Genomic DNA, 26610 nt, shown 5'->3' with positions numbered 1-26610 from the left:
GCCTTTACTGCTGCTGGACCTGAACCTGCACCGTAAGGGTCTCGCCCGCGGTGCCGAACCGCGTCCCTGATACCGGAGCCGCCTCGGCATAGTCCAGCCCTGTTGCAGCACGCACATAGCGGGTGTCGGGGGAAATGCCGTTCGACACGTCAAAGCCGACCCAGCCCAACCCGTCCACGTTGGCCTCGGCCCAGGCGTGGGTCGCTTCCTGCTCGATGCGGTCGTTCATCATCAGATAGCCCGAGACATAGCGGGCGGGTATGCCCATATGACGGCAGCAGGCGATGAACACATGCGCGTGGTCCTGGCAGACACCATGCCCGGCGCTGAGCACATCTTCGGTTGTCCAGCCGACCTCGGATCTTCCGGTTTCATAGGCCACCGCCCCGTGAATGGCCGCCGAAAGCGCGTGCATCCAGCCCAGACTGCCCGGCTCGCCGTCCACACCGGAGACCAGCTTGCGGACCATGGGCCCGGCTTTGGTGACATCAGTCTCGCGCAGGAACATCCACATCGGCATATAGCCGCCATGCTGACCGATGACGCCGTGGTTCTCCTCGACTTCGACCACGCCACTGCAATGCACTGCGATCTGGGTGGTGCCCGGGGCAAAGCTGATCAGGTCGACAATGTTGTGGTGCTGGTCTTCGAAACTTGCTTCCTTTTGCCCGCCCTCGACGGTCACCGTCCAATTGTGGACGGCCTGTCCATGCCCGGACTTTGGCGTGACCCGCAATTGCTGCAAGGCATATGGGACCGGCTGGTCATAGGCGTAGCGAGTGGTATGGCTGATACTGAGGCGCATGGGTCAGTTGTAGAACCTGTAATCGGTTTCGATCTGGCTGCCGAGCGAGGCAAGGGATTTCAGAAAATCGCTGATGAACTCGTGCAGTCCCATCTCGATGATTTCGTCAATGGTATGCGACATGGTGTGTTCGGCCAACTGGTCACACAGATCATGGCAGGATAGACGCGCGCCATAGTCATCGGCCAGGTATCCCAGGTTGTCCCGGATCTTGCCAACACAGAAGGCCAGGCTGCGCGGCATCCGTTTGTCGAGCATCAGGAACTGCGCAATCTCCCGTGGCCGGGCATCCTGGCCGAATGTCATGTGGAACCCGCCTTCGGCCGAGACCGAGCGCAGGATGGTCTGCCACTGAACATTGTCGATCGACGTTCCAACCGCGACCACCGAGGGCAGCAGCACGTAATACTTCACGTCCAGAATCCGAGCGGTGTTGTCGGCCCGCTCCATGAACGTGCCGATCCGGGCGAAATCATAGATGTCGTTGCGCAGCATGGTGCCATGCATGGCGCCGCGCACAAAAGCCGAGCGCTGCCGGATCAGGGCCAGCACATCGGGTAGATCACGTTCAGGGACCTTGCGCGCCAGCGCATCGCGCAGCGTCATCCAGTTCTCGTTGATACTTTCCCAAACTTCGCGCGTCAGCGCCGTGCGGACCGTCTTGCCATTGTTGCGCGCGGCTTCGGCCATGTTCAGGACCGAAGACGGGTTGTCCGGGTCGCGCAACATCCAGTCGATGGCGCCATCGCGGCTGATCTCGGTGCCGTGGATATCGACAAATCCGCCATAGGCGCCTGCCGATTGCAGCACGCTGGCCCATTCGTCATCGGCAGAATTGGAGCGGGTGAGCGCGATACGCTGACCCGCCTCGATCAGGCGTGCCGTGTTTTCCGAGCGTTCGAGGTAGCGGAACATCCAGAAGAGGCCGCCTGCGGTTTTTCCCAGCATGTCCTAGTCCTCCAGCACCCAGGTGTCCTTGGTGCCGCCCCCTTGCGAGGAGTTCACCACAAGGCTGCCCTTTTTCAACGCCACACGTGTCAGGCCGCCGGGGGTGATATCGACACCTTGCGGCGAGACCAGGACAAAGGGGCGCAAATCGACATGCCGGGGCGCAAGCCCTGCCTTGGTAAAGATCGGCACGGTCGACAAGGACAGCGTCGGCTGGGCGATATAGTTGCTGGGCTTGGCTTTGAGTTTCCTGCGGAACTCCTCCAGTTCGCGTTTCGAAGACGTCGGGCCGATCAACATGCCGTAGCCACCCGAACCATGGACCTCTTTCACCACCAGCTCGGCCAGGTTGTCGAGCACATAGGCGAGGCTTTCAGGGTCATTGCAGCGCCATGTTGGCACGTTTTTCAACAACGCCTTTTCGCCGGTATAAAACTCGACGATTTCGGGCATGTAGGAATAGATCGCCTTGTCATCGGCGATGCCAGTTCCCGGGGCGTTGGCAATGGTGATCCCGCCGGAGCGATAGACATCCAGGATACCGGGAACGCCCAGCGCCGAATCGGGACGGAAATTCAGCGGATCCAGAAAATCGTCGTCGACCCTGCGGTAAAGCACATCAATTGGCTGGTATCCACGGGTCGTGCGCATTGCGACGCGCCCATCGACCACCCGCAGGTCATGGCCTTCGACCAATTCGACCCCCATCTTGTCGGCCAGGAAGCTGTGTTCGTAATAGGCCGAATTGTAGATGCCCGGTGTCAACACCGCCACGGTGGGCCTGTCCCCGGACATCGCCGGGGCGCAAGCCGCCAACGAACGTCGCAATTGCCTTGGATAGTTCTGAACCGACTGAACCCGGTTTTGCGAGAACAACTCGGGGAACATGTGCAACATGGTCTCCCGGTTCTCAAGCATGTAGCTCACGCCCGATGGGGTGCGCGCATTGTCCTCAAGCACGAAGAATTCGTCAGGGCCGGTACGCACAAGGTCGATACCGACGATATGGGTATAAACACCACCCGGCGGCGAAACGCCGATCATCTGCGGCAGGAACGCCGCATTCTTGGCGATCATTTCAACAGGCAACCGACCGGCGCGGATGATTTCCTGGCGATGATAGATATCGTGCAGGAAGGCGTTGATCGCCCGAACCCGCTGTTCGATGCCACGGCAAAGGCGCGACCATTCCCGCCCCGAGATGATGCGCGGAATGATGTCGAAGGGGATCAGCCGTTCTGTCGCCTCGGCCCGCCCATAGACGTTGAAGGTGATGCCAGTCAGCCGGAACAGCCGCTCTGCTTCTGCCTGTTTCTTGCGCAATCGAGAGGGCTCTTGGCCCGCGAACCATGTGTTGAAATCGGAATAGGCCTCGCGCAGCGCGCCGTCCTGCCCCCACATTTCGTCGAACAATTGACCTTGTTTCATAAGGGTCAGTTTATGCCAGCCGAACCGAAAGACAATGGCATTGCCGAACGCGTCACCGCGATTCACATGAAACGATTAAAACCTGGGCATTCTCCGGTTCTGGTGTCAAAGCCCCAGAACATCGACCATATCATAATGGCCCGGCGTCTTGCCCTGCCCCCACAACGCGGCCTTGAGCGCCCCACGCGCAAACACTGCCCGGTCGGTGGCGATGTGGCGGAGCACGATTCGCTCGCCCGGCGCGGCAAACAGCACGTCGTGCTCTCCTACGATATCGCCGCCGCGAATGGCGTGAAAACCGATGGCCCCTCTCGTGCGGGCACCGGTTATTCCATCGCGGGCGCGATCCGACACATCCTTCAGATCCACGCCGCGTCCTTCGGCGGCAGCCTCACCCAGCATCAGCGCGGTGCCCGAGGGCGCATCGACCTTGTGGTGATGATGCGCCTCGATGACTTCGATATCGAAATCCTCGTCCAGGGCGGCAGCGACCTTCTTGGTCAATTGCACCAACAGGTTGACACCAAGGCTCATGTTGCCGGCACGCACGATCACGGCGTGGCGCGATGCGGGCTCCAACGCCGCGATCTGCTCAGGTGTCATGCCGGTTGTGCCGATCACATGCACGCAACGGGCCTGCGCGGCCAGCGCGGCAAATTCCAGCGTGGCGGCGGGCGCGGTGAAGTCGATCACCGCCTGGGCGCGCGCAAATGCCTCGAGCGGATCGTCTGTGACGGTGACGCCCAGAGGCTGCCCGCCCATCGCCTCGCCCACATCCCGGCCGATCCAGTCGTGGCCCGGACGCTCGACCGCGCCCACCAGACGGACCTTGTCGCTGGTGGTCACGGTTTGCACCAGCATCTGCCCCATACGGCCTGACGCTCCGGTGATCACGATACCTGGAATATGGGTCATGGCGTGTCCTTCCTGTCCTTGGCCTTATGCGTCCTAGCCTGTTCAGGGCCGCTTGGCAAAGCCCGGCTTTGGGCGTAGATCGAAACCATGGCAAAGAACAAGTTTCATGATGGTCCCGGCCCGTCACAGCGGCAGCTGCGCGTCGGCGAAGTAATCCGCCGCACCTTGTCCGAGGTGCTGGCGCGCGGCGACGTGCACGATCCCGACCTGAACCGTCTGTCGATCACCGTGGGCGAAGTGCGCACCTCGCCCGATTTGAAGATCGCGACCGCCTTTGTGTTGCCGCTGGGGGGCAAGGGGCAGGAGGATGTGCTGCAACTCCTCGCGCGCAACAAGAACGAGCTGCGTCGGGTGGTCGGCAAGAAGCTGGGGTTGAAGTTCACCCCGGATCTGCGATTCCGGCTGGACGAAACCTTTGATCGGCTCGATGAGACACGGCGGATATTCGATCAGGACGCGGTGCGCCGCGATCTGGACGAGTGATCCGCTGTGTCGCGGCTTTTCTGGCGTTTGCCGCGGCGGGGCCTGCGGCGGCGGTGGAATGTCGCGACCTGACGCATCAGGGCAATCTGTACACCGTGTGCGAGGTCGATCCACGCGCCGAAGAATTGCGCCTGTTCCTCAACGATGACCAGGGCAAGCTTCTGGGCCAGTTCTCTGCCGTGGACTCGACCCTGCGAGCCGAAGGCACGCGGCTGGCCTTTGCGATGAACGCGGGCATGTATCACACCGACCGTTCTCCGGTCGGGCACTATATCGAAAACGGCAAGGAACAGAAACGCGTTATCCCGAATGCGGGGCCGGGCAACTTTGGTCTGTTACCCAATGGTGTTTTCTGCATCCGGGCAGGGCGCGCCGATGTGATCGAGACGCTGGCCTATGATGCGGATCGGCCTGATTGCGCCTTTGCCACCCAGTCCGGGCCGATGCTGGTGATCGACGGCGCCTTGCATCCGCGGTTCCTGCCGGATTCGACATCGCGCTATATCCGCAACGGGGTCGGTACCAGCGCCGATGGGACGAGGGCGGTTTTTGCCATTTCCGGCAATACCGTGACATTCCACGAATTCGGCAGCCTGTTCCGGGATGTTCTGAAGGTGCCCAATGCGCTTTACTTCGACGGCAACATCTCGCGCCTTTATGTTCCACAGCTTGGGCGCTCGGATCCGGGCTTTTCGATGGGCCCGATCGTGGGCGTGGTGGCAAGCGGTCCGTGACCGCGCCCGCGCGGTTTGACAGCCTCTTCACAATGGGCTAACCGGCGCGCCTTGGACCCAGTGAGGACGACATGGCACGCAAACGCAAGGGACGCGATATCTCGGGATGGCTGGTGGTGGACAAGCCCGCCGGCATCACCTCGACCGCCGTCGTCAACAAGGTGCGCTGGGCGCTGGGCGCCAACAAGGCCGGTCATGCGGGCACGCTCGACCCCGAGGCCACGGGTGTTCTGGCCATCGCCCTGGGCGAGGCGACCAAGACCGTCCCCTATATCACCGATGCGCTGAAGGCCTATGTGTTCACCGTGCGGCTGGGACAGGCCACCAATACCGACGACGCCGAGGGCGAGGTGATCGCCGAGAGCGACCAGCGCCCGACCGATGAGCAGATCAAGGAGGCGCTGCTGCCCTTCCTTGGTGAAATCATGCAGGTTCCGCCCAAGTTTTCAGCGGTCAAGATCGACGGCCAGCGCGCCTATAAGCTGGCCCGCGACGACGCCGAGTTCGAAATCGCAGCCCGCCCTTTGTGGGTCGAGGAACTGGTGCTGGTGGACCGCCCCGACGCCGACCACGTGGTGCTGGAGATGACCTGTGGCAAGGGTGGATATGTCCGCGCCATCGCCCGCGACCTGGGCGCGGCGCTGGGCTGCCACGGCCATGTGAAAGAGCTGCGCCGGATCTGGTCGGGCCCTTTCGAGGCCGAGGATGGGATCAGCCTTGAAGAAGTCGATGCGCTGGCCAAGACGCCCGCGCTGGACGAACACCTGTTGCCTCTGGAGGCCGGGCTGGCCGACCTGCCGGAACTCAGATGCACACCCGAGGGAGTCGTGCGCCTGCGCAACGGCAACCCCGGCATGGTCTATCCCGGTGAGGCAGAGTACGGCGACGAGGCATGGGCCTCGTTCGAGGGGCGCGCCGTGGCGGTTGGGATCTACAAATCTGGCGAATTGCACCCGGTCCGGGTCTTCGTCGCCTAACTTACTTGCGTTGACCTTTTATTTCGCCTTGAGACAGCACAGAAGCGACTAAAGATTTAACCTGCTCGGGATGGCTTCTTTGTTCCGGAAAGCACTATTGAAGCTAGATTGCGCGATTACTTATTCGGTGGGATTGCAGTCTGCATTGGAATAGTCAGGCGACAATGGCACAAACGGGAACATAGCCATATCTTGCGGTACTAAATTGAGAGTTTGACGGATCACGCATGATCACCCGCAGCCATACCAAGGGCGATGCGCCCTCGACCGCCGTCTACTCGGATTGCGAGCGCTACCGCTACAGCCTGACCCGCGTGTGGGACCCGGCCGGGTCCAAGGCGCTGTTCGTGATGCTCAACCCCTCGACCGCGACCGAAGTGCAGAACGACCCCACGGTCGAACGCTGTGAGCGGCGGGCAAGAACGCTTGGATTTGGCGCCTTCCGGGTCACCAACATCTTTGCCTGGCGCGACACGGATCCGCGCAAGATGCGCGCAGCGCAGGATCCGGTTGGGCCGGAGAATGACCGGGCCATCCTGGAGGGCGCGGACTGGGCGGACCAGATCGTGGCCGCCTGGGGCACGCATGGCGCGCATCTGGACCGCGGCCCGAATGTCGAACGTCTGTTGCGGGAAACCGGCCTGCCGTTGTTTCACCTTGGGCTGACCAAGGATGGCCACCCCAAACATCCGCTGTACATCGGATACAACCAGCAGCCCGCCCCCTGGGTCTGAGCCAAATCCGTTAACCAATTGATCCAAAGCACTTTGACCCGCCTGGCCCCGTCATGAGATATTGCCGGTGTGGGGTGAGGTGTGTTCGGAGTTCACGATGTTGATGCTCGCAAGTCTGTTGGGGCTGGCCGCCGTCGGGGGAATGGTTCTCATGTCGTCGGGCACCGATGACGATCTGTCGGACGAAGACAGTGACGACGACCTTGCCCTGAAGCCTGGCACCGAACTTTCGGTGGAACAGAATTCAGGCGCCGCGATGGGCAACGAAACCGGCGACCTGACCGAATACCTCGTGCTTCCCGGAACGGAAGAGACGGACACGATCACCGGCGGCGCCGGCAATGACCAGATCAACGGATACGACGCGGACGACACGCTGTCCGGCCAGGATGGAAACGACACGATCTTTGGGTCGGAAGGTGACGATCTGATCGACGGCGATGCGGGCGATGATCTGCTCCATGGCGAGGATGGCGATGACATGCTCGACGGCGGGGGCGGGGACGATAGCCTGTTCGGGCATTTTGGTGACGATCTGCTGGAAGGTGGTTCAGGCCAGGACAGTCTTCATGGCGGACAGGATGACGACCGGCTCGACGGGGGCGCGGACAATGATGCGCTGCACGGCGGACACGGCGATGACACGTTGGCCGGAGGGACCGGGGCGGACAGCCTGTTCGGCGGTTTCGGAAACGATGTCCTGTTCGGGGTCGAGGGGCCCAACCATGCACCACTTGCCGCAGGCGATCAGGATGTCGACTACCTGAATGGTGGAGACGGACAGGACACGATCTTTGCCGGCGCAGGCGATATCGTCACAACCGGCGAAGGTGAAGATGCGGTTTTTGCCGGTCATTGGGTTGCCGACGGAGACCCTGTCCAGATCATGGATTTCGAACCGGGCGTCGATCAATTGCAGGTCATCTGGAATACCGAAAGCGATACCAATCCCGTCATCGAGATCAGCAAGGACCCGGACCAGCCCGGTTTGACCCGGGTGATCGTCGAGGGCGAGCAGGTCGCAGTTCTGCACAGCGAGAACGAAGTCCTTCCGTCCGATGTTCTGCTGATCCGCGAGAACGTTCTTGCACAACAAAACTGGCCGAACTGAAGGTTCGGGAAATTTCTCTTTGCCCTTCGAAAAATAAACGCGTATACGCCCGCATCCGCCATGGATTCCCGTCCTATGCGGTCAATCTCCATGGGCCTGTGCTGGACGACATCCCGGCCTGCGCCATTCACTCTAACCTCACAAGGAGACCCCGATGTCGATTACCGCTGAAGAAAAAGCACGCGTGATGAAAGAATATGCAACCAAGGACGGTGACACTGGTTCGCCGGAAGTCCAGGTTGCAATCCTCAGCTCGCGCATCGCGACCCTGACCGAGCACTTCAAGACCCACAAGAAAGACAACCACGGCCGCCGTGGTCTGCTCAAGCTGGTGGCTCAGCGCCGCAAGCTGCTGGATTACCTGAAGGGCAAGGACGAAGCACGTTATGCGTCGCTGATCGAACGTCTGGGCCTGCGTCGCTGATCCGGATCAAACCCGGAAACGGATTTGCTGGAACGCCCGCCTTTGGCGGGCGTTTTTGCGTTCAGGCGCCGTAGCGCGCCATGAACATGTCGACGGCTTGCAGCGCCACTTCGTCTATTTCCGTCTGGGTAAAGCGGTTCTGGATGCCGAACACCGCCCGGGTCCAAAGCCGCGTCTTACAAAGCTCCGAGAACTGCTCGGCGGCCATCGGGATGTCTTCGATAACCAGTTCGCCCTTGGCGACCGCCTTTTCAAGATATTCGCAGATACGGCGCTGACCGTTCTCTGGGCCCGCCGCGTAAAAGGCGCGGGCCAATTCCGGAAAGCGGTCGCGCTCTGCAAGACAGATGCGAAAAACCTGTTGTGCGAAATCGGATGTAAGAAATGCAACCAGCTGCGTCGCAGTGATTGTCAGCACTTCGCGAACGGGGCGGGATTCGTCGATCATCGACAGGATGCGTTCGGCCATCAACTGGCATTCAGTCTGCGCCACCTCGATGAACAGCAGCCGTTTGTCGGGAAAATAGCTGTAGAGCGTTGCCTTGGACACGCCGGCGGCCCGTGCGATGTCGTCGACATTTGCACCTTCGAAGCCGTCCGCCATAAAGACCTCGCGCGCACCTCTCAGCACCTGCTCGAACTTGCGCCCGGTACGCACGATGGTCGCGGCCTGCGTCATCCTCACTCCTCAGATATTCCGTTTTTCCAACGTATGGAGCAGGGGCTAGAGTTTCAACGATTCGGGCCGAACGGGTTGCAAGCCTGCGGGTCGATGATATCTTAGAATCATTCTAACCAATTGGGGTGCCGGATGCGCTTTCTTTCCTATCGCAAACATTTCCGCGACCTGTCCGAGCAGGAAGTCATCGCACTTGCGATTTCCTCGGAAGAGGACGACGCGCGCATCTACCGGTCCTATGCCGAGCTTTTGCGCGCCGACTTTCCGGCGTCGGCCCGCATGTTCGATGGCATGGCCGCAGAAGAGGATGAACATCGCGCCCAGTTGATCGCCCTGCACGAGCGACGGTTTGGTTCGGTAATTCCGCTGATCCGACGCGAGCATGTGGCGGGCTACTACGCACGCCGCCCTGTCTGGCTGGTTGAGAACCTCGGGATCGAACGTATCCGGACCGAGGCCGAAGCAATGGAGCGTGACGCCGAACGTTTCTATCTTGCCGCCGCAGCGCGCTCGACCGATGCGGCCACGCGCAAGCTGTTGGGGGATCTGGCAGCGGCGGAAGCCGGCCATCAAGCCACCGCAACCGAGTTGGAGGAGGCCCATCTTGATGAGGACAGCCGCGCACAAGAGGAAGCCACCGCGCGGCGCCAGTTCATTCTGACCTGGGTGCAGCCGGGCCTGGCCGGCCTGATGGACGGATCGGTTTCGACCCTGGCCCCGATCTTTGCCACGGCATTCGCGACGCAGGACACCTGGACCACGTTCCTGGTGGGCGTGGCCGCATCTGTCGGCGCCGGTATCTCGATGGGCTTTACCGAGGCCGCCTCGGACGATGGCGAGCTTTCGGGGCGCGGTTCCCCGGTCAAACGCGGTATCGCGTCCGGCGTGATGACCACACTCGGCGGCCTGGGTCACGCGCTGCCTTACCTGATCCCTGATTTCTGGACCGCAACGACGATCGCAGTGATCATCGTTTTCTTCGAGCTTTGGGCCATCGCCTGGATTCAGAACCGGTACATGGAGACCCCGTTCTTTCGCGCGGCCTTCCAGGTTGTTCTTGGCGGTGCGCTGGTCTTGGCCGCTGGTGTCCTGATCGGCAGCGGCTAGACGGCCACTCTTGCCATCAGGTCAGAAAATGTTACCAGATCGAACATGGTCGAGATCTTTCTGCGCACACTCCCGTTCTTTGCCATTATTGGCTTGGGCTTCTGGGCCGGGCGCAGCCGTTTCTTCAGCCCTGAAGCCACCGCTTATCTGACCAAGTTCGTGTTCTTCTTCGCTCTTTCAGCGATGCTATTCCGGTTCTCCGCCAACCTGCCATTCAACGAGATTTTCGATGGCCAGCTCGTCGCCGGGTATCTTTGGGGTACCGCAGGCGTTTACGGCATCGGGATGCTGGTCGCTTTTCTGAGGCGTCTCGACGTCCCGACGGCGGCGGTCGAGGCGCAATGTGCAGCCATTGGCAATACCGGATTTCTGGGGCTGCCGATGCTGGCGCTCTTGTTTGGCGAAGCGGCGATCGGGCCGATCATGCTGATCCTTTCGGTCGATCTGGTCGTGTTCTCGTCTCTCATCGTGATCCTGATCAACGGCGGACGCGACGGGCGTCTGACCCTTGCCACCCTACGCCTGATCGGTATCGGGCTGGTCAAGAATCCGATGATCGTCTCAATCTCTGCTGGCTTGGCGTGGTCGGCCATCGGCTTACCGGTACCCGCCCCGATGAACGATTTCCTGACCATCCTTGGGGGTGCTGCAACCCCCGGCGCCTTGTTCGCCATCGGTGCTTCTCTGGCCGAGCGGTCGGCCGAACGGGTACAGATCGCGGCCTGGCTGAGTTTCTGTAAGCTGATCGTACACCCAATGCTGGTGGCGCTTGCGGTACTGTGGGTGTTTCCGGTCGATGCGTTCACCGCCTCGGTGGCCATTTCCGCAGCAGCGCTTCCGGTCGCTGGCAACGTCTATATGCTGGCCGCGCATTACGGCGTCGCCCCGCAACGTGTCTCGGCCGCGATCCTGCTGTCGACAGCCGCATCCATCCTGACCGTTCCGGCCTTCATCGCCTGGGTGAGCGCCCCCTGAGGGATATTCTCTTCGCCAGATACTGGTGACCCCGACAGGATTCGAACCTGTAACCTGCCCCTTAGGAGGGGGCTGCTCTATCCAATTGAGCCACGGGGCCGCCGGGGCCCTCTCTAACGAGGTTTGAGAGGCTTGTCATCGGACAATGCGTAGCAGTTGAACGTGCCGACCTGTTCGCGCTAGCATCCAAGTATAAATCAAATCAGTGCAGGTACGCCGTTGACAACCGACACAAAACGCCCGCTCACCCTTCGCGATGTCTCCGAAGCTTCGGGGGTTTCGGAAATGACCGTCAGCCGCGTATTGCGCAATCGGGGGGATGTTTCGGATGCAACCCGTGCCCGCGTGCTCGCCGCGGCCAAGGAACTGGGATACGTCCCCAACAAGATCGCCGGCGCGCTGGCGTCGAACCGGGTCAATCTGGTGGCAGTGATCATCCCGTCCCTGTCGAACATGGTGTTCCCCGAGGTGTTGACCGGCATCAACCAGGTGCTGGAAGACACTGAGTTGCAACCGGTGGTCGGGGTCACCGACTATCTCCCCGAAAAAGAGGAAAAGGTGCTTTACGAGATGCTCTCGTGGCGCCCCTCGGGCGTGATCATCGCAGGGCTGGAGCATTCCGAAGCGGCGCGCGCCATGCTGGATGCAGCCGGCATTCCGGTGGTCGAGATCATGGATAGCGACGGCAAGCCGGTCGATGCGATGGTGGGTATTTCGCACCGCCGCGCCGGGCGCGAGATGGCACAGGCGATCCTCAAGGCGGGTTATCGCCGGATCGGCTTCATGGGCACCAAGATGCCGCTCGATTACCGCGCCCGCAAACGGTTCGAAGGCTTCACCGAGGTGTTGGGCAAGAACGGGGTCGAGATCGAGGATCGCGAGTTCTACTCCGGCGGTTCGGCGCTGGCCAAGGGGCGCGAGATGACGCAGGCCATGCTGGAACGCTCGCCGGACCTCGATTTCCTCTATTACTCCAATGACATGATCGCGGCGGGCGGTCTGCTCTATCTGCTCGAACAGGGGATCGACATTCCCGGCCAGATCGGCCTGGCCGGCTTCAACAATGTGGAGCTTCTCCAGGGTCTGCCGCGCAAGCTGGCCACGATGGATGCCTGTCGGCTGGAGATTGGGCGCAAGGCCGCCGAGATCATCGCAAAACGACTGGAGGACCCGGAGGCCGAAATCGAAACCCGGATCACGCTCGAGCCCAAGATCAGCTATGGCGACACGCTGAAGCGGCGCTGAGGCTGTGGCGCTGCAACGGCTCGACAACCGCGCGGCGCGGGCACTGTTCCTGGACCGGCACGGGCTGGCGGAACAGCCCAGAGGCCCGGCGCGCGGTGCTGACTTGCTGGACCTGATCACCCGGCTTGGCTTTGTGCAGCTCGACAGCATCAACACCGTTGCGCGGGCGCATGACATGATCCTGTTCTCGCGTCGCCCCACCTATCGCCCGCCCGATCTGAAACGGCTTTACGAACATGACCGGGCGCTGTTCGAACATTGGACCCATGATGCCGCCGTCATCCCGATGGCGTTCTACCCGCATTGGCATATGCGGTTTGAACGCGATGCCGACTTGCTGCGCGCGCGCTGGAAGAACTGGCGTCGGGACGGTTTCGAGGCCAAGTTCGCCGCGGTGCTGGATCATATCCGCGATCACGGACCGGTCGGTTCCTCGGATGTCGGCAAGGACGAAGAGAAGTCATCTGGCGGCTGGTGGGACTGGCACCCTTCCAAAACCGCGCTGGAATATCTCTGGCGCTCAGGGGCGCTGACGGTGATCGGGCGGGAAGGGTTTCAGAAACGCTATGACCTGACCGAACGCGTGATCGAAGAGCACCTCTGCCCCGGGGCAATCGACTGCGACCCGGCTATTACGATCGACTGGCTCTGCAACGCGGCCCTTGACCGTCTGGGCTTTGCCACCACGGGCGAGCTGGCCGCGTTCTGGGACAGCGCCAGCCCGGCCGAGACGAAGGTTTGGGCGGAAGGCGAACTGTCGCGCGGAAATCTGGAACAGATCGAGATTCAGAGCGCCGACGGCAGCTGGCGCAAGGTATTGGCCAGGCCGGATGTGAGCGAGCAGGCGGCCATCGCTCCGCAGGCGCCGGGCCGGATCCGGGTGCTTAGCCCCTTTGACCCCGCTCTGCGAGACCGGAAACGCGCGGAACGACTGTTTGACTTCCATTATCGGATCGAGGTTTTTGTCCCGGAACCGAAGCGGGTCTATGGTTACTACGTCTTCCCTTTGCTTGAGGGTGACCGCCTAGTCGGTCGCATCGACATGAAGGCACATCGAGACTGTAGCGAGTTGCGGGTCAGAGCGTTTTGGCCAGAGCGTGGTTTGCGCTGGTCAGAGGCCCGTACCCGGAAGCTGGAAGCCGAACTTGACCGAGTTCGTCGCTTGGCAGGCGTCGAACGGGTCGTGTTTGCTGCGGACTGGATCAGGGCACCACATTGAGCGTTGAGGCTGGGGGGCCAGCCCCCCAGACCCCCAGGAGTATTTCCAACCAGAAAGAAGCATGAACCGGCTGCCTGCCAGGACCTATCCAAGGTAGCCGCGGTCGTTTACCAATGCCTTTAGTTGCGTAAGAGATGTTTCGACGGACTGACCCGATGTATCGAGTTGGGCCAGTGCCTTGCCGTAGAGGATTTCGCGGCTGGCAAGGATGGATTTCAGCTGCTCCATCGCCTCGGGGTTTCCAGCCATCGGGCGCTCGTCTCCCTGGGCGCGGACCCGTTCCATGTGCTCCTCAGGGTCGGCGCGCAGCCAGATCGTGTGGAAATGGGTCAAGAGCATGTTGTAGGTTTCGGGCTCGGCAACGATGCCGCCCGCCACGGCCAGAACCATCGCCTCGTGTTTGGCCACGACCCGACTGACCGCCTGCGCTTCGAGCTTGCGGTATCCTTCCTGACCGTAGAGCGCCATGACTTCGCCCACAGGCATGCCGGCCTGTTCCTCGATCTCGTCATTAAGCTCCACAAAGGGCAAACCGTACTCGGCCCCCAATCGGACCCCAAGAGTGGACTTTCCCGCGCCGCGCAGACCAACGAGGCAGATCCGTTGGGCCCGGATCGCCTCGGCCGGTTCAGGACTGAGCGCGCGCAGGACAGCCTGTTGCACGTCGGATTTGGCAACCCGATACAGGTCAGCGACGCGCAGCGCTTCGGAGGTCCACGGATCATCCTGGCCCACAAGCCATTCGATCCGGTGATCAAGCGCTATTGCAACACGCAGCAAGAGACCGATCGAGATATTCCCTTCGCCCGCTTCGAGTTGCGCCAGATAGCGCGGCGAGACGCCGGAGGCCTCGGACAGAACACGCCGTGGGATTCCCCGCCGCTGCCGGGCGGCCCGAACCCGGTCCCCAACCCTGGCGATCAGGGCCGAAACCTGGGCTTCTGCACTTTCTGCCGGTCCGTTTGACGCCGTTTCGCCGCGGAAATTGGTTATCTCGGTCATGCTACCTGCAGCTTTGTGCAAAATATTGCGCAATACTACGGCAGGAGGCCCACGGGTGCAATCCAATCCGCAAGCAGATGGCCCCAGAGCAGGCCCTTAGTAGGTCTCCACATGGAAACGTCCCTGGTCGCGCATCTGGTCGCGCAATTCGGTCCAGACAATGCCCCGTGCCCGCGCGATGTCCTTTAGCGCTTCTTCCACGCCCTGCTCCATCGCCTTCAGACCGCAGACATAGATATGGGTCGACGGATCCAGCAGCAACTGGCCAATGCGGTCTGCCTCGGCGCGCAGCTTGTCCTGCACATAGTGCTTGGGCTCTCCATCCTGCCGGGAAAAAGCAAAATGCTTGGCCATGAAGCTCTCTGGCACCTTTCCCAATGGGCCGAAATAGGGCAACTCCTGTTGCCGGCGAGCGCCGAAAACGAGGGTCAGGGAGTCCTTGAGCTTGGGGTTCTCCCGTTGCCGCCGCATGGTGAAAGCGCGGAAGGGGGCCGAACCGGTTCCGGTGCAGATCATCAGCAAATGCGCATTCGGATCCGATGGCATCAGGAAGGTCGCACCAAACGGGCCGGTCACCCGCACGGTATCGCCCGGTGTCAGATCGCAGACAAAGTTCGAGCACACGCCATGTGGTTCGCGTTTGACCGTCAGCGAGAGGTTGTTGAAATTGGGTCTTTCGCCATCTCGGGGGCTTGAAACCGAGTACAGTCGCGGCAGATGCGCTTTGCCTTCGGCATCTGTTCCGGGTGGAATGATCCCGATGCTTTGACCTTCGAGCACGGGAAAAGGCTGTCCGCCAAAATCCAGGATGATGTGACGCACATCGCTGTCACTGCCTTCGGCAGTCAGGCGGAAATTCCCGGTCACCCGCGCTTCGGCAGGTTTGCCCAGCGTATAGAGATTGATTGTCGGTTTGGCCGCCGTGGCGGGTGCGCGTGACTTGCCACCGACCCCCTTGTGAGCCTCGGCCAAGAGCGCCGCGACCGCGTCGTCCAGAGCCTCGAGCCCGGCATCGTCACCCGCCACATCTTCCTGAGCGGGCAAATCCGTCCAGGCATATTGGTCTTCCAACGAATATGGCTCGGCCACCACGCGCCAGTTGTCGATGGATCCCGTCGGACAGACCGGAATGCAATCCATGCAGAATTTGCACTTGTCCACGTCCACGACGACATTCATGTCGTCATGTTCGATGGCCTGCTCGGGACAGGTCATTTCACATGTATAGCAGCGGATACAGATTTCGGGGTCGATCAGGTGCTGCTTGATCGGCTGTGTCATGGGGTCTCTTGTTTCCTGGTCAGAACGATGTCGGGAACGATCAGCGTATCGATCAGCGCCTTGCACAGACCCACACAGTCAGAGCACCCAACACACGGACCTTGCAATGCAGATATCTGGCCGGCCAGCGCCTGAAGGCGTGGGGTATCGGATTTCGAACGGTCAATCTGCATGGTCGGGTCCTCGCATTTTCCGATCAGGCTGGGATCAGCGAACAGGAGAATACCCCTGTCCGTCAATCCGCGGGCGGGTCACAAATTGTTTCCGCCCACGGTTCCCGCCTGTGATTCAACTCAGGCCATGTGAAGCTTCACATACTCGAAATCGCCCGGCTTGTTGTCGATGCCGACCTTCGGCGGGGCGATCCAGCGAGCATATTGGCCAGCTTCGTAGCACGGCTTCATCAGCGACTGGATATAGTCGCCATCGGCGTGGGTCGGCAGCCACTCGGGCAGGCCTTTGTCATACTCGGCCCCGGTCACAACCTTGCCTTCGGGATCGAAAGGAAGGTTGGCAAAGACGCCGATCTTGCGATGGAACGCTTCGTGCGGCAGCTTAAATTCAAAGTCGATGCCGTATTTCTCGATGATCTTGTTCCAGCGGCCGACGCCACCCGCGGCGTCCTTTGTGTAATCATCCCGCAGGCGCATGTTGATCGCGGTAAGGGCAGGTACTTCCTTTTGCACTGCCTTGCCGTCGACCAGATCCCAGACCACGTAGGTATCGCTTTGCAACTGGTGATCGTCGGTGATGCGCGCCTCCATGTAGCGGCCCTTGATACCGGCGTTGAATGCGTTTGCGGCGTTGGTCGAAACTTCCTGACCGAAGAGATCCAGCGACAGCGTGTAATGCAGATTGAGCTTCTTCTGGATCAGCGGCAGGTCGATCACGCCGAGGCCACGGATACGGTCCACATCGAACGGATCGTCGATCCCGTTCTCTTTCATCACCTGGCAGGTCCGCTCGATAGTGCGGCCGACGCCGGTTTCACCCACGAACATGTGGTGTGCTTCCTCGGTCAGCATGAAGCGGCAGGTGCGGCTGAGCGGATCGAAACCCGACTGCGCCAGGCTTTCCAACTGCATCTTGCCGTCGCGGTCGGTGAAATAGGTGAACATGAAGAACGAGAGCCAGTCCGGCGTTTCCTCGTTGAAGGCGCCCAGCATCCGCGGGGCCTCTTCGCTGCCCGACTGGCGGCGCAACAGGTCATCGGCCTCTTCGCGCCCATCACGGCCAAAGTACTTGTGCAGCAGATAGACCATCGCCCAGAGGTGGCGGCCCTCTTCGACGTTCACCTGGAACAGGTTGCGCATGTCATAGAGCGAAGGCGCGGTCAGCGCCAGCAAGCGCTGCTGTTCGACCGAGGCCGGCTCTGTATCGCCCTGGATCACGATCAGCCGCTTGAGCAGATTGCGGTACTCACCCGGCACTTCCTGCCAGGCAGGTTGCCCGTAGTGCTCTCCACAGGGAATTGTGCGGTTTTCAACCTGCGGCGCCAGCAGCACGCCCCAACGGTATTCGGGCATCTTCACATAGTCGAACTTGGCCCAGCCTTTCGGGTCCACCGAAACGGCGGTGCGCAGATACACCATGCTTTGCTGGAAATTCTGCGGGATCAGGTCGTTCCACCAGTTGATATAGCCGGGGTGCCATTTCTCCAGCGCCTTCAGCACTTTCTTGTCCTGGCTCAGCCCCACGTTGTTGGGGATCTGGGTGTCGTAGCTTACGTTGATCAGGTCGAGCATTGCTTTCCTCCTTGCGGGAAAAATCTTGCAAAGATTTTTCAACAGATTTTTCAGCGAAAAATCTGCTTCCCTCCTCAGACACGTTCCATGTTGTAGTCGCCACGCACCCCGGTGCCGTAGCGTTGCAGCGCACCATCCGGACCGACCGCGTTCGGGCGCTGGAAGATCCAGTTCTGCCAGGCAGTCAGGCGGCCAAAGATGCGTGTTTCCATCGTTTCGGGACCGGCAAACCGAAGGTTAGCCTCCATCCCCGTCATCGCATCGGGCGAGAAACTCGCGCGCTCTTCCAGGAAGATGCGCACTTCATCCTCCCAGTCGATATCGTCATAAGCATAGGTCACCAGACCCAGTTGTTCGGCTTCAGAGGCTTCCAGCGCCTCGCCGACATGGCCACGCAGGGTATCGACGGTTTCCGGAGTACCCAGGAACCGGGTCTGCAAACGCGTCAGGTCGTTCCCCATCGGGTAGGGGCCGAAATTTCCTTCACTCAGAGTGACCGTCGCAAGCGGGCGATTGTCGCCTTCGAACTCGTCCAGCATCATATAGGACCGATCCACGGCCCAGAGCAGTTCCGCCAAGGGCCCGGCAAAGCAAGAGCCATGCTCGACGATGGCGACCAGGCTTCGCGAGGTCATGTCCACACGCTTCAGGACGCGCTTCCAATAGTGCAGGATTTCGTTGGCCAGCCAGTTGTCACGGTTGGCTAGCAAAAGCGACTCATGCGCCAGAACCGCAGTCGGGTCGCCTTGCGTCTTGAACACCAGGGTGCCGATCTGGCGTTCATTCAGGCGTAGATGCAGGATGGCGTCGTCCAGTTCGCGGGCGGCACGCAGGATCCATGCTTGCGCCCCCTGCTCCTGCAATTCCGCCACCGAGGCCGGAGCCGGATCGGATGGGCCTGTGATGGTCAGCGTTGCCCTACCTCCTGCGCGATCGATTGCGACTTCAACTGTGGAATAGGTGACCGATCCATCCTCGTCAAAGCGGCGGTCGAGCGGCGTAAGTTCGATCCCCGTCAGACCAGTAGGCTTGGCGCTGGCTGCGGCGAATTCGCGGGCGCGTTCCTGCACGACCTCGTCGAATTTCGAATTCGGCGCGATCTCGTCCACCAGCCGCCAATCTACGGCGCGCTGGCCCTTCACACCTTCTTCGACCGAGCAGAACACATCGGCCAGATCGCGACGCACCTTGCGCTTGTCCGTGACACGGGTCAGTCCGCCAGTGCCCGGCAGCACGGCAAGCAGCGGAACCTCGGGCAAGGCCACCGAAGAAGAGCTGTCATTGGTAAGCATGATATAGTTGCAGGCCAGCGCCAGTTCGTACCCGCCACCCGCGCAGGCGCCCTTGACTGCGGCGATGTATTTCTGGCCGCTGTCGGCCTCGGCGGCCTCGAACGTGTTTCGCGTTTCGTTGGTGAACTTGCAGAAATTGACCTTGTGCGCGTGACTAGCGCCCCCAAGCATGCGGATATTGGCACCGGCGCAGAACACGCGGTCCTTGGCCGATTGCATGACCACCACCTTGACCTCGGGATGCTCAAACCGCATCCGCTGGACAACATCGGCAAGCTCAATGTCGACCCCGAGGTCATAAGAGTTGAGCTTCAGCTCATATCCCGGGAACAACCCACCCTGCTCATCCACATCCATGTAGAGATTGGCGATCTCGCCCTCGTACTCCACGCGCCAATGGCGATAGCGGGAGGGATCGGTTTGAAAGTCGATACGGTGGGTCATGTTAGACTCCAAAACTTGAGGTTGAGGTGCATTTTAATGCTCACATGCGCTTTGGCAATAGGTTTTGAGCAAAATAATGCATATTTTGTTTTTATTAATATCAATGTCTTACGCGAAAAGCCAAAGTATCTCATAGCAGAGCAGGCATTTTATGCATTATTTTGCATTACTCGTGAGTCGATTTTCTACCTTTTCGACGAGCGCCACCAGATCGTCAGAACACAGCCCCATCACCCGTTCTCCCCCGGTCCTGCCGGCATGTTCCCGGACCAGAGCACATAGACGCCGTGCAGCCCGGGTGCGCTCCATCCTAATCTTGAGCTCTGCATTCGCCAGTTGAATTGCCGCCTGCGCAATATGACGCGCGGCGGAATTCGGCGGCAACTGCATCCAGACGGGTTCCCAGACTTCATGCGCCTCCCAGAAGTAGCCCGCGCCGTAGAATTGCCAACCCGCCCTCCAGGCTGGGCTGGCGGCCAATTCTTCCTCCATCATTCCCGCCGTTACGCTTTTGCGCAAATCGAGAAACGTGTCCTCAGGCGGGCGAGCTGTCCGACCGGGGACATAAGCCGGATATGACAGACACAACGCCATAGCTCAGGCGGGAATGACCTGGGCGGCCTCAATACGGATCAGCCGGGCACAATACTCGCCCACCGCATCCAGTACCGGTTCCGGGGACTCCTGATGCGGCGCATGCTCGCAATCGAGGATCAGCGTATCGACCGGGCAGTAAGCGCGGTTTTCGATCTCTTCGATCTGCGCCATGGTGCCGTATTGGTCCTGCCGCCCCTGAATGGCCAGTATTGGAACCCGGATATAGTCGATCACCTCAGCCACGTTCCATGCGGCAAAACCCGGATCCAACCAGGCGCCATTCCAACCCTTGAAGGCTCCGTCAGGGTCAAGATGGTACTTGGCCATCTTCGCTTTCAGATCGACGCTCTCATATGCCTCGCGCGCGGCCGCAATCGAAGCCAGCCCGCTCGGTTCGGTAAAGAAATGCGGCGCCTCAAGGATCAGACCGCGCACGCGCCGGTCCTCGACGCTACCGGCATAGATCGCCGCTATTGTCGCCCCGTCGGAATGCCCAAAGAGAATGGCGCGATCGACGCCCGTAACGTCCAGAACCCTTGGCAGGACATCCAACGCCTCGCGCGTCTGAAAGTCCAACGGTCGCGGCAAGGATATCGGATCGGACTTGCCATAGCCCTGACGCGAATAGACAAGCACGCCAAGCCCCGTGCGTTCGGCAAGCCGACTTGGAAAATCCCGCCACAGGGCAGTACAGCCCAATCCCTCGTGCAACAGGACAATTGTCGGCGCCTCGGACGGTGCCGGGCCGTAACAGGCGTATTCCAGCGCCGCGCCGTTGACGCGCAGCTTTTCGGTTGGCGCAGAACTCCATTCCATCTCTCACCCCTCATGGCGCAGCTTGAATCGCTGGATCTTGCCCGTGGCGGTCTTGGGCAGGTCGTCAACGAACTCGATCCAGCGGGGGTATTTCCACTTGCCCACCTTCTCCTTGACGAAATCACGCAACGTATCGGCCAGCCCTTCGGTCTCTGCCGCCTTGAGTACGATAAAGGCCTTTGGCTTTTCCAGCCCGTCGGCATCGCGGGCCGCCACCACCGCCGCTTCGAGGACGGCCGGATGCGCGACCAACGCCTGCTCCACCTCAAACGGCGACAGCCAGATGCCCGAAACCTTGAACATGTCGTCGGTACGCCCGCAATAGATATAGCGGCCTTCGGGTGTCAGTTCGTATTTGTCGCCCGTGCGGGTCCACTCGCCCTCGAACGTGGCGCGGCTCTTGTCGCGCTTGTTCCAATAGCCGTCCGCCGCCGAGGCACCACGCACCAGCAGTTCGCCAAGGCCACCGGGCCCGACATTTGCGCCGCTTTCGTCCACCAGCCGCACCTCATAACCTGGCACGGCGCGACCCGAGGTGCCATAAACCACATCGCCCGGCGCGTTCGACAGAAAGATATGCAGCATCTCGGTCGAGCCGACGCCATCCAGAATGTCGACGCCCCATTGCCGGTGCCACGACCGCCCGATCTCTTCCGGCAGCGCCTCACCTGCCGAGATGCAGCGGCGGAGCGTCACGTCCGGCACGCCCTCGCGGTCGAGCATGGCAACCATCGCGGCATAAAGTGTCGGGACACCGCAGAAAACTGTAGGTTTTTCGGCGGCGATGATGTCGCGCACCCCGTCTGGCGTCGGGCGCCCGTTGAACAGGATCGTCTCTGCCCCGACCGACATGGGAAAGGTCATGCCATTGCCCAGCCCATAGGCAAAGAACAGTTTGGCCGCAGAGAACACCACATCGTCAGCCTCGATTCCCAGCACCTGCGCGCCGTAAGTATCCGCCGTCGCCTTGAGGCTGCCATGCACATGCCGAACGCCTTTGGGTTGCCCCGTCGACCCCGAGGAGTAGAGCCAGAAGGCGACATCGTCGGACGAGCTTTGAACCGTGGGCAGGATATCGGCGTCACGCACGAAATCCTCATAACCCTGCGTGCCCTCGGGCGCCGCACCGATGACCACAACCTTGGTCAGATACGGAGACGCCTCGGCAGCGGCTTGCACCACCGGCCAAAGCTCTTCGGACACGAACAGAATGCTGGCCCGGCTATCGTTCAGGATGACATCGTAGACAGAGGTCGCCAGCAACGTATTCAGCGGCACCGGCACCACGCCCGCCTTCAGGCACCCCCAGAACAAAGTCGGAAATTCCACCTGGTCCAACACCAGCATCGCGGCGCGCGCCTCGCGCGGGATACCGGCGCGGGCGAGGGCACCCGCGACACGGCCGCTCTCCGTGGCCAGCTCGCCATAAGTGATCCGACGCTTTTTCCCTGCGGCTTCGCGAAAGGCGGGACGATCGCCCTGCCCTTCGTCAATGTGCCGATCCACAAAGTAATGCGCGGCGTTTCCGCTCATCCCGTTCTCCTCCCGGTGAATACCCAGGGCCGCACGCGGACGGCTCTCCTCCACGGTCCCGCGCGCCTCCCTCTTAGACAGTCATCATGCATTCAAAAGTCATTTATGCAAGATATTGCCTATTCATCTCGCAAAAATTATGCATCTTAATGCACAAAAATGACTGTTTCGTCCGGATTCTCGTGCAATCGGGTCACCAGTTCTGCCCGGAGCATCAAGATTTTGCGGAAATTCAGGTTTCCTTTGGCTGTGATCTCACCATCGGCCATTGATGGCGGATCCGAGAGAATCAGGGCGCGTGCAACGGTCGTGGCGCTGCCACGACCCGCATTCAAACGAGACAGGCGCTTGGCGATCTCCTCAGCCTGTTCCCCAGGTAGACAAGCGCCATCGCGCGCGTCGAGGCCCTGCACCAGCGCGGGCGACGGAACAATCATCGCGCCAACCTCGCCACGTCCCTCGCCGGTCAAGACCACATCCGCCGCCAAGGGGGCCAATGCCTCCAGAACCTCTAGCCGCAGATCGGAGGCAGGCACCCATATCCCGGTAGTCAACTTGAACTCCTCGGCGATCCGCCCGTCGAACCGAAGCCCCTTGTTCGGATCCTCGGCGTCAACCAGCGAAACCTTGTCGCCGGTGCGAAAGAAACCCTCTTCGTCAAAGGCCTCGGCTGTCTTTTCCGGGTTGCCCAGATAGCCGGAGAAGACGTTGGGCCCCTGCACACGCAACTCGTGGCCGCCACCATCTGCCGGAACAAGCTTGGCCGTCACACCGGTCAGCGGCACACCGATGATACCGGGCAGATTCGCCGGTACGTGCTGAAAGATACAGGCGGGCGCGGTTTCGGTCATGCCCCAGCAGGTGGTGATCAGGGGCTGGGTGTCGCGCACTTCGGCGGCCATATCGCTCAGGTCGCGCCAGACATCCGCGGGCAGAGATGCGCCCGCATAGAAGAGCATGTCGAGATCGGCAAAGAAATGGCGCTTCAACGCAGGGTCCCGACGCATCTCGTCACGCAGCTGGGCAAAACCCACCGGTACGTTATAGGCGATGGTGCCGTTCATCAGGCGGTTGTTCTCAAACGTCTTGCCGATCAGGGCCGGGGCGGGCTTGCCCCCGTCGATGTAAAGCGCACCGCCAAAAGCCAGCATCTGGTTGAAATTATTCGATCCGCCAAAGACGTGATTCCAAGGCAGCCAATCAACCAGTCGCGGGGGACGTTCCGACAGAAACGGCAAGGCGCGGGTGTATTGTGCCTGATTGGCGCAGAGCATCTTTTGCGTGGTCAGTACACCCTTGGGGTTCGAGGTCGAGCCCGAGGTCATCAGGATCTTGGCAACCGTCTCGGGGCCGACGGCCTTGGCTGCGGTATCAATATCGGCGGTTTCGCGTTCGAGATCGGCAAGAAGGCTCATACTCGGCCCGGGATTTCGCCCGACAACGATCCGGTGGCTTGTTATCTCGTCCATCGCCAGCGCATTTGCGAACTGCGCACCATCCTCGGCGTAAACCATCGCCGGGTCGATCAGCCCGATCACATAGCGTAGCTGTTTCAGTGCACCGGGGATCAGTGAATACTGTTCGGCCACCGGGACCGGCACCAGACCCACATACTGCGCCGCAAGTGCCAAAACCCCATGATTGACGCTGTTGCCCGAGATGATCAGGATACGATCCCCAGGCATCAGCCCACGCGCCAGCAGACCTGCCGCCACGGCGCGAACCCGCTCCAGCGCCGCGTCATAGCGCAACTCGGCCCAGCCCGCCCCGCTGCGTTCTGCCAGAAACACAGCATCGGGCGTGCGCCCGGCCCAGCGGTGCAACCAATCGGCAGTCTTTCGGTCAGGCGATACTGCTTCATGCCCGGATCGCAGCAGGACCGCGCCATCCGCGCGATCCTCGCGCCGGACATCATGCGCCAGGTAATGCGTCATCTTCTCCTCCCACATGCCGCGTCGCGGCCTGCGGTCAGGCCGGTCGCGCAGAGCCGGGGCAGACCTGACCTATCCCAGCAGAAACAGTGTGATCGCGGGAAACGCGACCAGAATGACAACACGGATCAGGTCCGTCGCAACAAAGAACATTACCGCCTTGTAGGTATCGACCATACGGGTCGCCCGATCCATCGCGTTGATGATGAACAGGTTCATGCCGACAGGTGGCGTGATCAGTCCGACTTCGACCACGATCAGCACCAGAATGCCGAACCAGATCGCCACGTGCTCGGCCTCCATCCGGTTGGCCATGCTACGGGTGACGCGGATGCCCAACTCCTTCATCTGGTCGCGAGTCAGTTCGGCACCGCTGGCGATGGCATCCTTGATGCCTGCCAGGGTCTCAGCGCTCATCCCGTCGGGAACGCCGGCCTTGAGAACCTCCATCGCGGCGTCGGCCTGCATGGCGGCCAGCGACACAAGGTCGAAGTCCATGGCGGATATCACCGGAAAGAAGATCGGGATGGTCAACAGGATCATGCTGAGACTGTCCATCAGGCAGCCGAACACCAGATAGAAGACGAGGATCAGCGCCAGTACCGTCCACGGGCTGTATCCCTGACTGACCACGAAGTTCGAGAGTTCCTGCGGCACCTGGGTCAGGGCAAGGAACCCGTTGTAAAAGGCCGCACCCAGCACGATGAAAAAGATCATCGCTGTAGAACGCGCTGTCACCAGAAAGCTTTCGGTCAGCGAGGCCCGCGTCAAGCCGCCGTTCAGCCAAGCAATCACGCCGGTCCCCAGCGCTCCGACGGCGGCACCTTCAGTTGGTGTGAACCAGCCAAGGTAGATACCGCCGACAACGAGACCAAACACCAGAAGAACTGGCCAGACCTGGACCAAAGCAGCAAACCGTTCGGAATAGGGCACCGGTGGCCGGGTGCCTGCGCTTTCGGGGTAGAGCCGCACGTAGACAGAGATAGCGATCAGGTAGCCGACCGCCGCCATGATGCCGGGAATGAAAGCCGCGAGAAACAGCTTGGCAATGTTCTGTTCGGTCAGAATGGCATAGATCACCAGCACTACCGATGGCGGGATCAGGATGCCCAGCGTACCGCCCGCGGCCAGCGTGGCGGTAGAAAACCCGCCGGCATAGCCATACTGCCGCAACTCTGGCAGGGCGACACGGCCCATGGTGGCCGCAGTGGCCAGTGACGATCCACAGATCGCGCCAAACCCCGCGCAGGCGCCAATAGCGGCCATGGCAACACCACCCTTGCGGTGGCCCAGCCAGCCTTCGGCCGCCTTGAACAGGGCGTTCGACATACCGCCAAGGGTGGCGAAATGGCCCATCAGCAGGAACATCGGCACGATGGTCAGCGAGTAGCTGGAAAAGGTCGTATAGGTCTCGTTCTTCAACCGGGCAAAAGCGACCTGAGTTCCGTCGGTCACCAGCACCAGCCCGATCAGGCCGACAAGGAACATGGCAAGCCCGATCGGCACGCGCAGAAAGATCAGAACCATCAGGGCAGGGAACGACGCGATCCCGATTTCAAGCGTGGTCAATGGCCTGTCTCCACACCATCCCAGACGATCACGCGCCCGGTGAAGAACTCGACAAAACGCACGCCAGCCATGTAACAGCCGACCACGGCCGCAGCTAGAGAGGCGAGAAAGCTCAGCGCATAGGCCCACCAGATCGGGAATTCCAATAGCAGGGTCGTCTCGCCGTAACTTCGTTTACTGATCATCCCGTCGCCCAGCTTCCACGCGATCAGGATCAGGACGGCGGCGAACACGGTCTCGGTGACCATGCGCAAGAACCGGTTTACGCCCTGCGAAAAAGAATTCGTCAGGATGTCGACAGATGCATGGCCAGCGGTAATCTGACAGAACGGCAGGAAGCAGAAGATCGCAAAGGCAACCCCCGCCTCGACAAGTTCAAAATCGCCGTTCACCGGACCCACGCCCAGCTGGATCATCCAGTGAGAAAATTCCGGCGCGATCCCGGTCATGAAACTGCCGTGAAACGCACCGTTGAGCAGACGGCCCAGAATGGACACGCAGGTCAGCATGATCAGGGCGCTGAGCACGATCCCACCCAAAATGGCCATGGCCTTGGCCAGCCCCATCATCAGCTTGTGCATCTGTTCTTTTCGTCTTTCGCCGAAAGGGGACCCCG

26 protein-coding genes and 1 tRNA gene are annotated in these 26610 nt (G+C 60.9%); 10 read left to right on the top strand and 17 right to left on the bottom strand.

Annotation, left to right across the window (positions count from 1 at the left end):
• Positions 1 to 4 precede the first annotated feature (4 nt).
• From G0P99_RS14260 to dapB, 4 genes are all read right to left on the bottom strand, one after another.
• Positions 5 to 805 (bottom strand): transglutaminase family protein, encoded by an 801-nt coding sequence (locus G0P99_RS14260; RefSeq protein ID WP_164130921.1) that lies wholly within the window; start codon positions 803 to 805, stop codon positions 5 to 7.
• Between the two features lie 3 nt (positions 806 to 808).
• On the bottom strand, positions 809 to 1753 hold the full coding sequence (locus tag G0P99_RS14255) for an alpha-E domain-containing protein (RefSeq protein WP_164130920.1): 945 nt from the start codon (positions 1751 to 1753) through the stop codon (positions 809 to 811).
• Between the two features lie 3 nt (positions 1754 to 1756).
• Positions 1757 to 3181, bottom strand: coding sequence for a circularly permuted type 2 ATP-grasp protein (locus G0P99_RS14250; protein ID WP_164130919.1), 1425 nt, complete (start codon positions 3179 to 3181; stop codon positions 1757 to 1759).
• A gap of 105 nt (positions 3182 to 3286) precedes the next feature.
• A complete protein-coding gene (dapB, locus tag G0P99_RS14245; RefSeq protein WP_164130918.1) occupies positions 3287 to 4096 on the bottom strand; it encodes a 4-hydroxy-tetrahydrodipicolinate reductase in 810 nt (269 codons plus the stop codon).
• Positions 4097 to 4183: 87 nt separating this feature from the next.
• Here dapB and rbfA point away from each other — a divergent pair, with 87 nt between their 5' ends.
• From rbfA to rpsO, 6 genes are all read left to right on the top strand, one after another.
• A complete protein-coding gene (gene rbfA, locus G0P99_RS14240; protein WP_164130916.1) occupies positions 4184 to 4579 on the top strand; it encodes a 30S ribosome-binding factor RbfA in 396 nt (131 codons plus the stop codon).
• The gene (locus G0P99_RS14235; protein WP_164130913.1) at positions 4576 to 5313 is read left to right on the top strand and encodes a phosphodiester glycosidase family protein; all 738 of its coding nucleotides are present in this window, start codon (positions 4576 to 4578) and stop codon (positions 5311 to 5313) included. Before rbfA ends, G0P99_RS14235 begins: the two co-directional genes overlap by 4 nt.
• Before the next feature lie 71 nt (positions 5314 to 5384).
• The gene (truB, locus tag G0P99_RS14230; RefSeq protein WP_164130912.1) at positions 5385 to 6290 is read left to right on the top strand and encodes a tRNA pseudouridine(55) synthase TruB; all 906 of its coding nucleotides are present in this window, start codon (positions 5385 to 5387) and stop codon (positions 6288 to 6290) included.
• A gap of 227 nt (positions 6291 to 6517) precedes the next feature.
• Positions 6518 to 7024: a DUF1643 domain-containing protein gene (locus G0P99_RS14225; protein WP_164130910.1), complete on the top strand. Its 507-nt coding sequence runs from the start codon at positions 6518 to 6520 to the stop codon at positions 7022 to 7024.
• 97 nt (positions 7025 to 7121) lie between these two features.
• Positions 7122 to 8135, top strand: coding sequence for a calcium-binding protein (locus G0P99_RS14220; protein WP_164130908.1), 1014 nt, complete (start codon positions 7122 to 7124; stop codon positions 8133 to 8135).
• Positions 8136 to 8289: 154 nt separating this feature from the next.
• Positions 8290 to 8559, top strand: a complete 270-nt coding sequence (rpsO, locus tag G0P99_RS14215; RefSeq protein ID WP_093028924.1) for a 30S ribosomal protein S15 — start codon at positions 8290 to 8292, stop codon at positions 8557 to 8559.
• Positions 8560 to 8620: 61 nt separating this feature from the next.
• On the opposite strand, the gene G0P99_RS14210 is transcribed toward rpsO, so the two are convergent.
• The gene (locus tag G0P99_RS14210) at positions 8621 to 9238 is read right to left on the bottom strand and encodes a TetR/AcrR family transcriptional regulator (protein ID WP_164130906.1); all 618 of its coding nucleotides are present in this window, start codon (positions 9236 to 9238) and stop codon (positions 8621 to 8623) included.
• 132 nt (positions 9239 to 9370) lie between these two features.
• Between G0P99_RS14210 and mbfA the strand changes: the two genes are divergently transcribed.
• Positions 9371 to 10345, top strand: a complete 975-nt coding sequence (mbfA, locus tag G0P99_RS14205; RefSeq protein WP_164130904.1) for an iron exporter MbfA — start codon at positions 9371 to 9373, stop codon at positions 10343 to 10345.
• 45 nt (positions 10346 to 10390) lie between these two features.
• Entirely contained in the window at positions 10391 to 11320 is a 930-nt protein-coding gene (locus tag G0P99_RS14200) for an AEC family transporter (RefSeq protein WP_164130902.1), read from the top strand.
• 23 nt (positions 11321 to 11343) lie between these two features.
• Here the strand turns inward: G0P99_RS14200 and G0P99_RS14195 are convergent.
• A tRNA-Arg gene (locus G0P99_RS14195) sits at positions 11344 to 11420 on the bottom strand.
• Positions 11421 to 11539: 119 nt separating this feature from the next.
• Here G0P99_RS14195 and G0P99_RS14190 point away from each other — a divergent pair.
• On the top strand, positions 11540 to 12565 hold the full coding sequence (locus tag G0P99_RS14190) for a LacI family DNA-binding transcriptional regulator (protein ID WP_164130900.1): 1026 nt from the start codon (positions 11540 to 11542) through the stop codon (positions 12563 to 12565).
• Between the two features lie 4 nt (positions 12566 to 12569).
• Positions 12570 to 13784: a DNA glycosylase AlkZ-like family protein gene (locus G0P99_RS14185; protein ID WP_164130897.1), complete on the top strand. Its 1215-nt coding sequence runs from the start codon at positions 12570 to 12572 to the stop codon at positions 13782 to 13784.
• Between the two features lie 84 nt (positions 13785 to 13868).
• Here the strand turns inward: G0P99_RS14185 and G0P99_RS14180 are convergent, their stop codons facing one another.
• The 11 genes from G0P99_RS14180 to G0P99_RS14135 all read right to left on the bottom strand — a co-directional run bounded on the left by G0P99_RS14180 (position 13869) and on the right by G0P99_RS14135 (position 26575).
• Entirely contained in the window at positions 13869 to 14786 is a 918-nt protein-coding gene (locus tag G0P99_RS14180; RefSeq protein WP_164130895.1) for a helix-turn-helix transcriptional regulator, read from the bottom strand.
• Between the two features lie 96 nt (positions 14787 to 14882).
• Positions 14883 to 16067: a benzoyl-CoA 2,3-epoxidase subunit BoxA gene (boxA, locus tag G0P99_RS14175; protein WP_164130893.1), complete on the bottom strand. Its 1185-nt coding sequence runs from the start codon at positions 16065 to 16067 to the stop codon at positions 14883 to 14885.
• Positions 16064 to 16240: a hypothetical protein gene (locus tag G0P99_RS24515; protein ID WP_203583100.1), complete on the bottom strand. Its 177-nt coding sequence runs from the start codon at positions 16238 to 16240 to the stop codon at positions 16064 to 16066. The genes boxA and G0P99_RS24515 overlap by 4 nt, the downstream gene beginning before the upstream one ends.
• Before the next feature lie 120 nt (positions 16241 to 16360).
• Positions 16361 to 17812: a benzoyl-CoA 2,3-epoxidase subunit BoxB gene (gene boxB / locus G0P99_RS14170; RefSeq protein ID WP_164130891.1), complete on the bottom strand. Its 1452-nt coding sequence runs from the start codon at positions 17810 to 17812 to the stop codon at positions 16361 to 16363.
• A gap of 74 nt (positions 17813 to 17886) precedes the next feature.
• Positions 17887 to 19548 (bottom strand): 2,3-epoxybenzoyl-CoA dihydrolase, encoded by a 1662-nt coding sequence (gene boxC / locus G0P99_RS14165; protein ID WP_164130889.1) that lies wholly within the window; start codon positions 19546 to 19548, stop codon positions 17887 to 17889.
• A gap of 156 nt (positions 19549 to 19704) precedes the next feature.
• On the bottom strand, positions 19705 to 20040 hold the full coding sequence (locus tag G0P99_RS14160; protein ID WP_239059815.1) for a DUF309 domain-containing protein: 336 nt from the start codon (positions 20038 to 20040) through the stop codon (positions 19705 to 19707).
• A gap of 105 nt (positions 20041 to 20145) precedes the next feature.
• Positions 20146 to 20961, bottom strand: a complete 816-nt coding sequence (locus tag G0P99_RS14155) for an alpha/beta fold hydrolase (protein ID WP_164130887.1) — start codon at positions 20959 to 20961, stop codon at positions 20146 to 20148.
• Between the two features lie 3 nt (positions 20962 to 20964).
• Positions 20965 to 22494 carry a benzoate-CoA ligase family protein gene (locus tag G0P99_RS14150; RefSeq protein WP_164130885.1) on the bottom strand — a complete coding sequence of 510 codons (1530 nt, stop codon included), beginning with the start codon at positions 22492 to 22494 and terminating at the stop codon, positions 20965 to 20967.
• 146 nt (positions 22495 to 22640) lie between these two features.
• Positions 22641 to 24428: a feruloyl-CoA synthase gene (locus G0P99_RS14145; protein ID WP_164130883.1), complete on the bottom strand. Its 1788-nt coding sequence runs from the start codon at positions 24426 to 24428 to the stop codon at positions 22641 to 22643.
• Positions 24429 to 24497: 69 nt separating this feature from the next.
• A complete protein-coding gene (locus tag G0P99_RS14140; RefSeq protein ID WP_164130882.1) occupies positions 24498 to 25994 on the bottom strand; it encodes a TRAP transporter large permease in 1497 nt (498 codons plus the stop codon).
• Positions 25991 to 26575: a TRAP transporter small permease gene (locus G0P99_RS14135; RefSeq protein WP_164130880.1), complete on the bottom strand. Its 585-nt coding sequence runs from the start codon at positions 26573 to 26575 to the stop codon at positions 25991 to 25993. The genes G0P99_RS14140 and G0P99_RS14135 overlap by 4 nt, the downstream gene beginning before the upstream one ends.
• Positions 26576 to 26610: the final 35 nt, after the last annotated feature.

Source organism: Ruegeria sp. PrR005 (genome assembly GCF_010500245.1).
Taxonomy (GTDB): Bacteria; Pseudomonadota; Alphaproteobacteria; order Rhodobacterales; family Rhodobacteraceae; genus Ruegeria_B; species Ruegeria_B marisflavi.
Note: the sequence above shows the minus strand (reverse complement) of the source record. Positions and strands in the feature narration are given on the sequence as shown.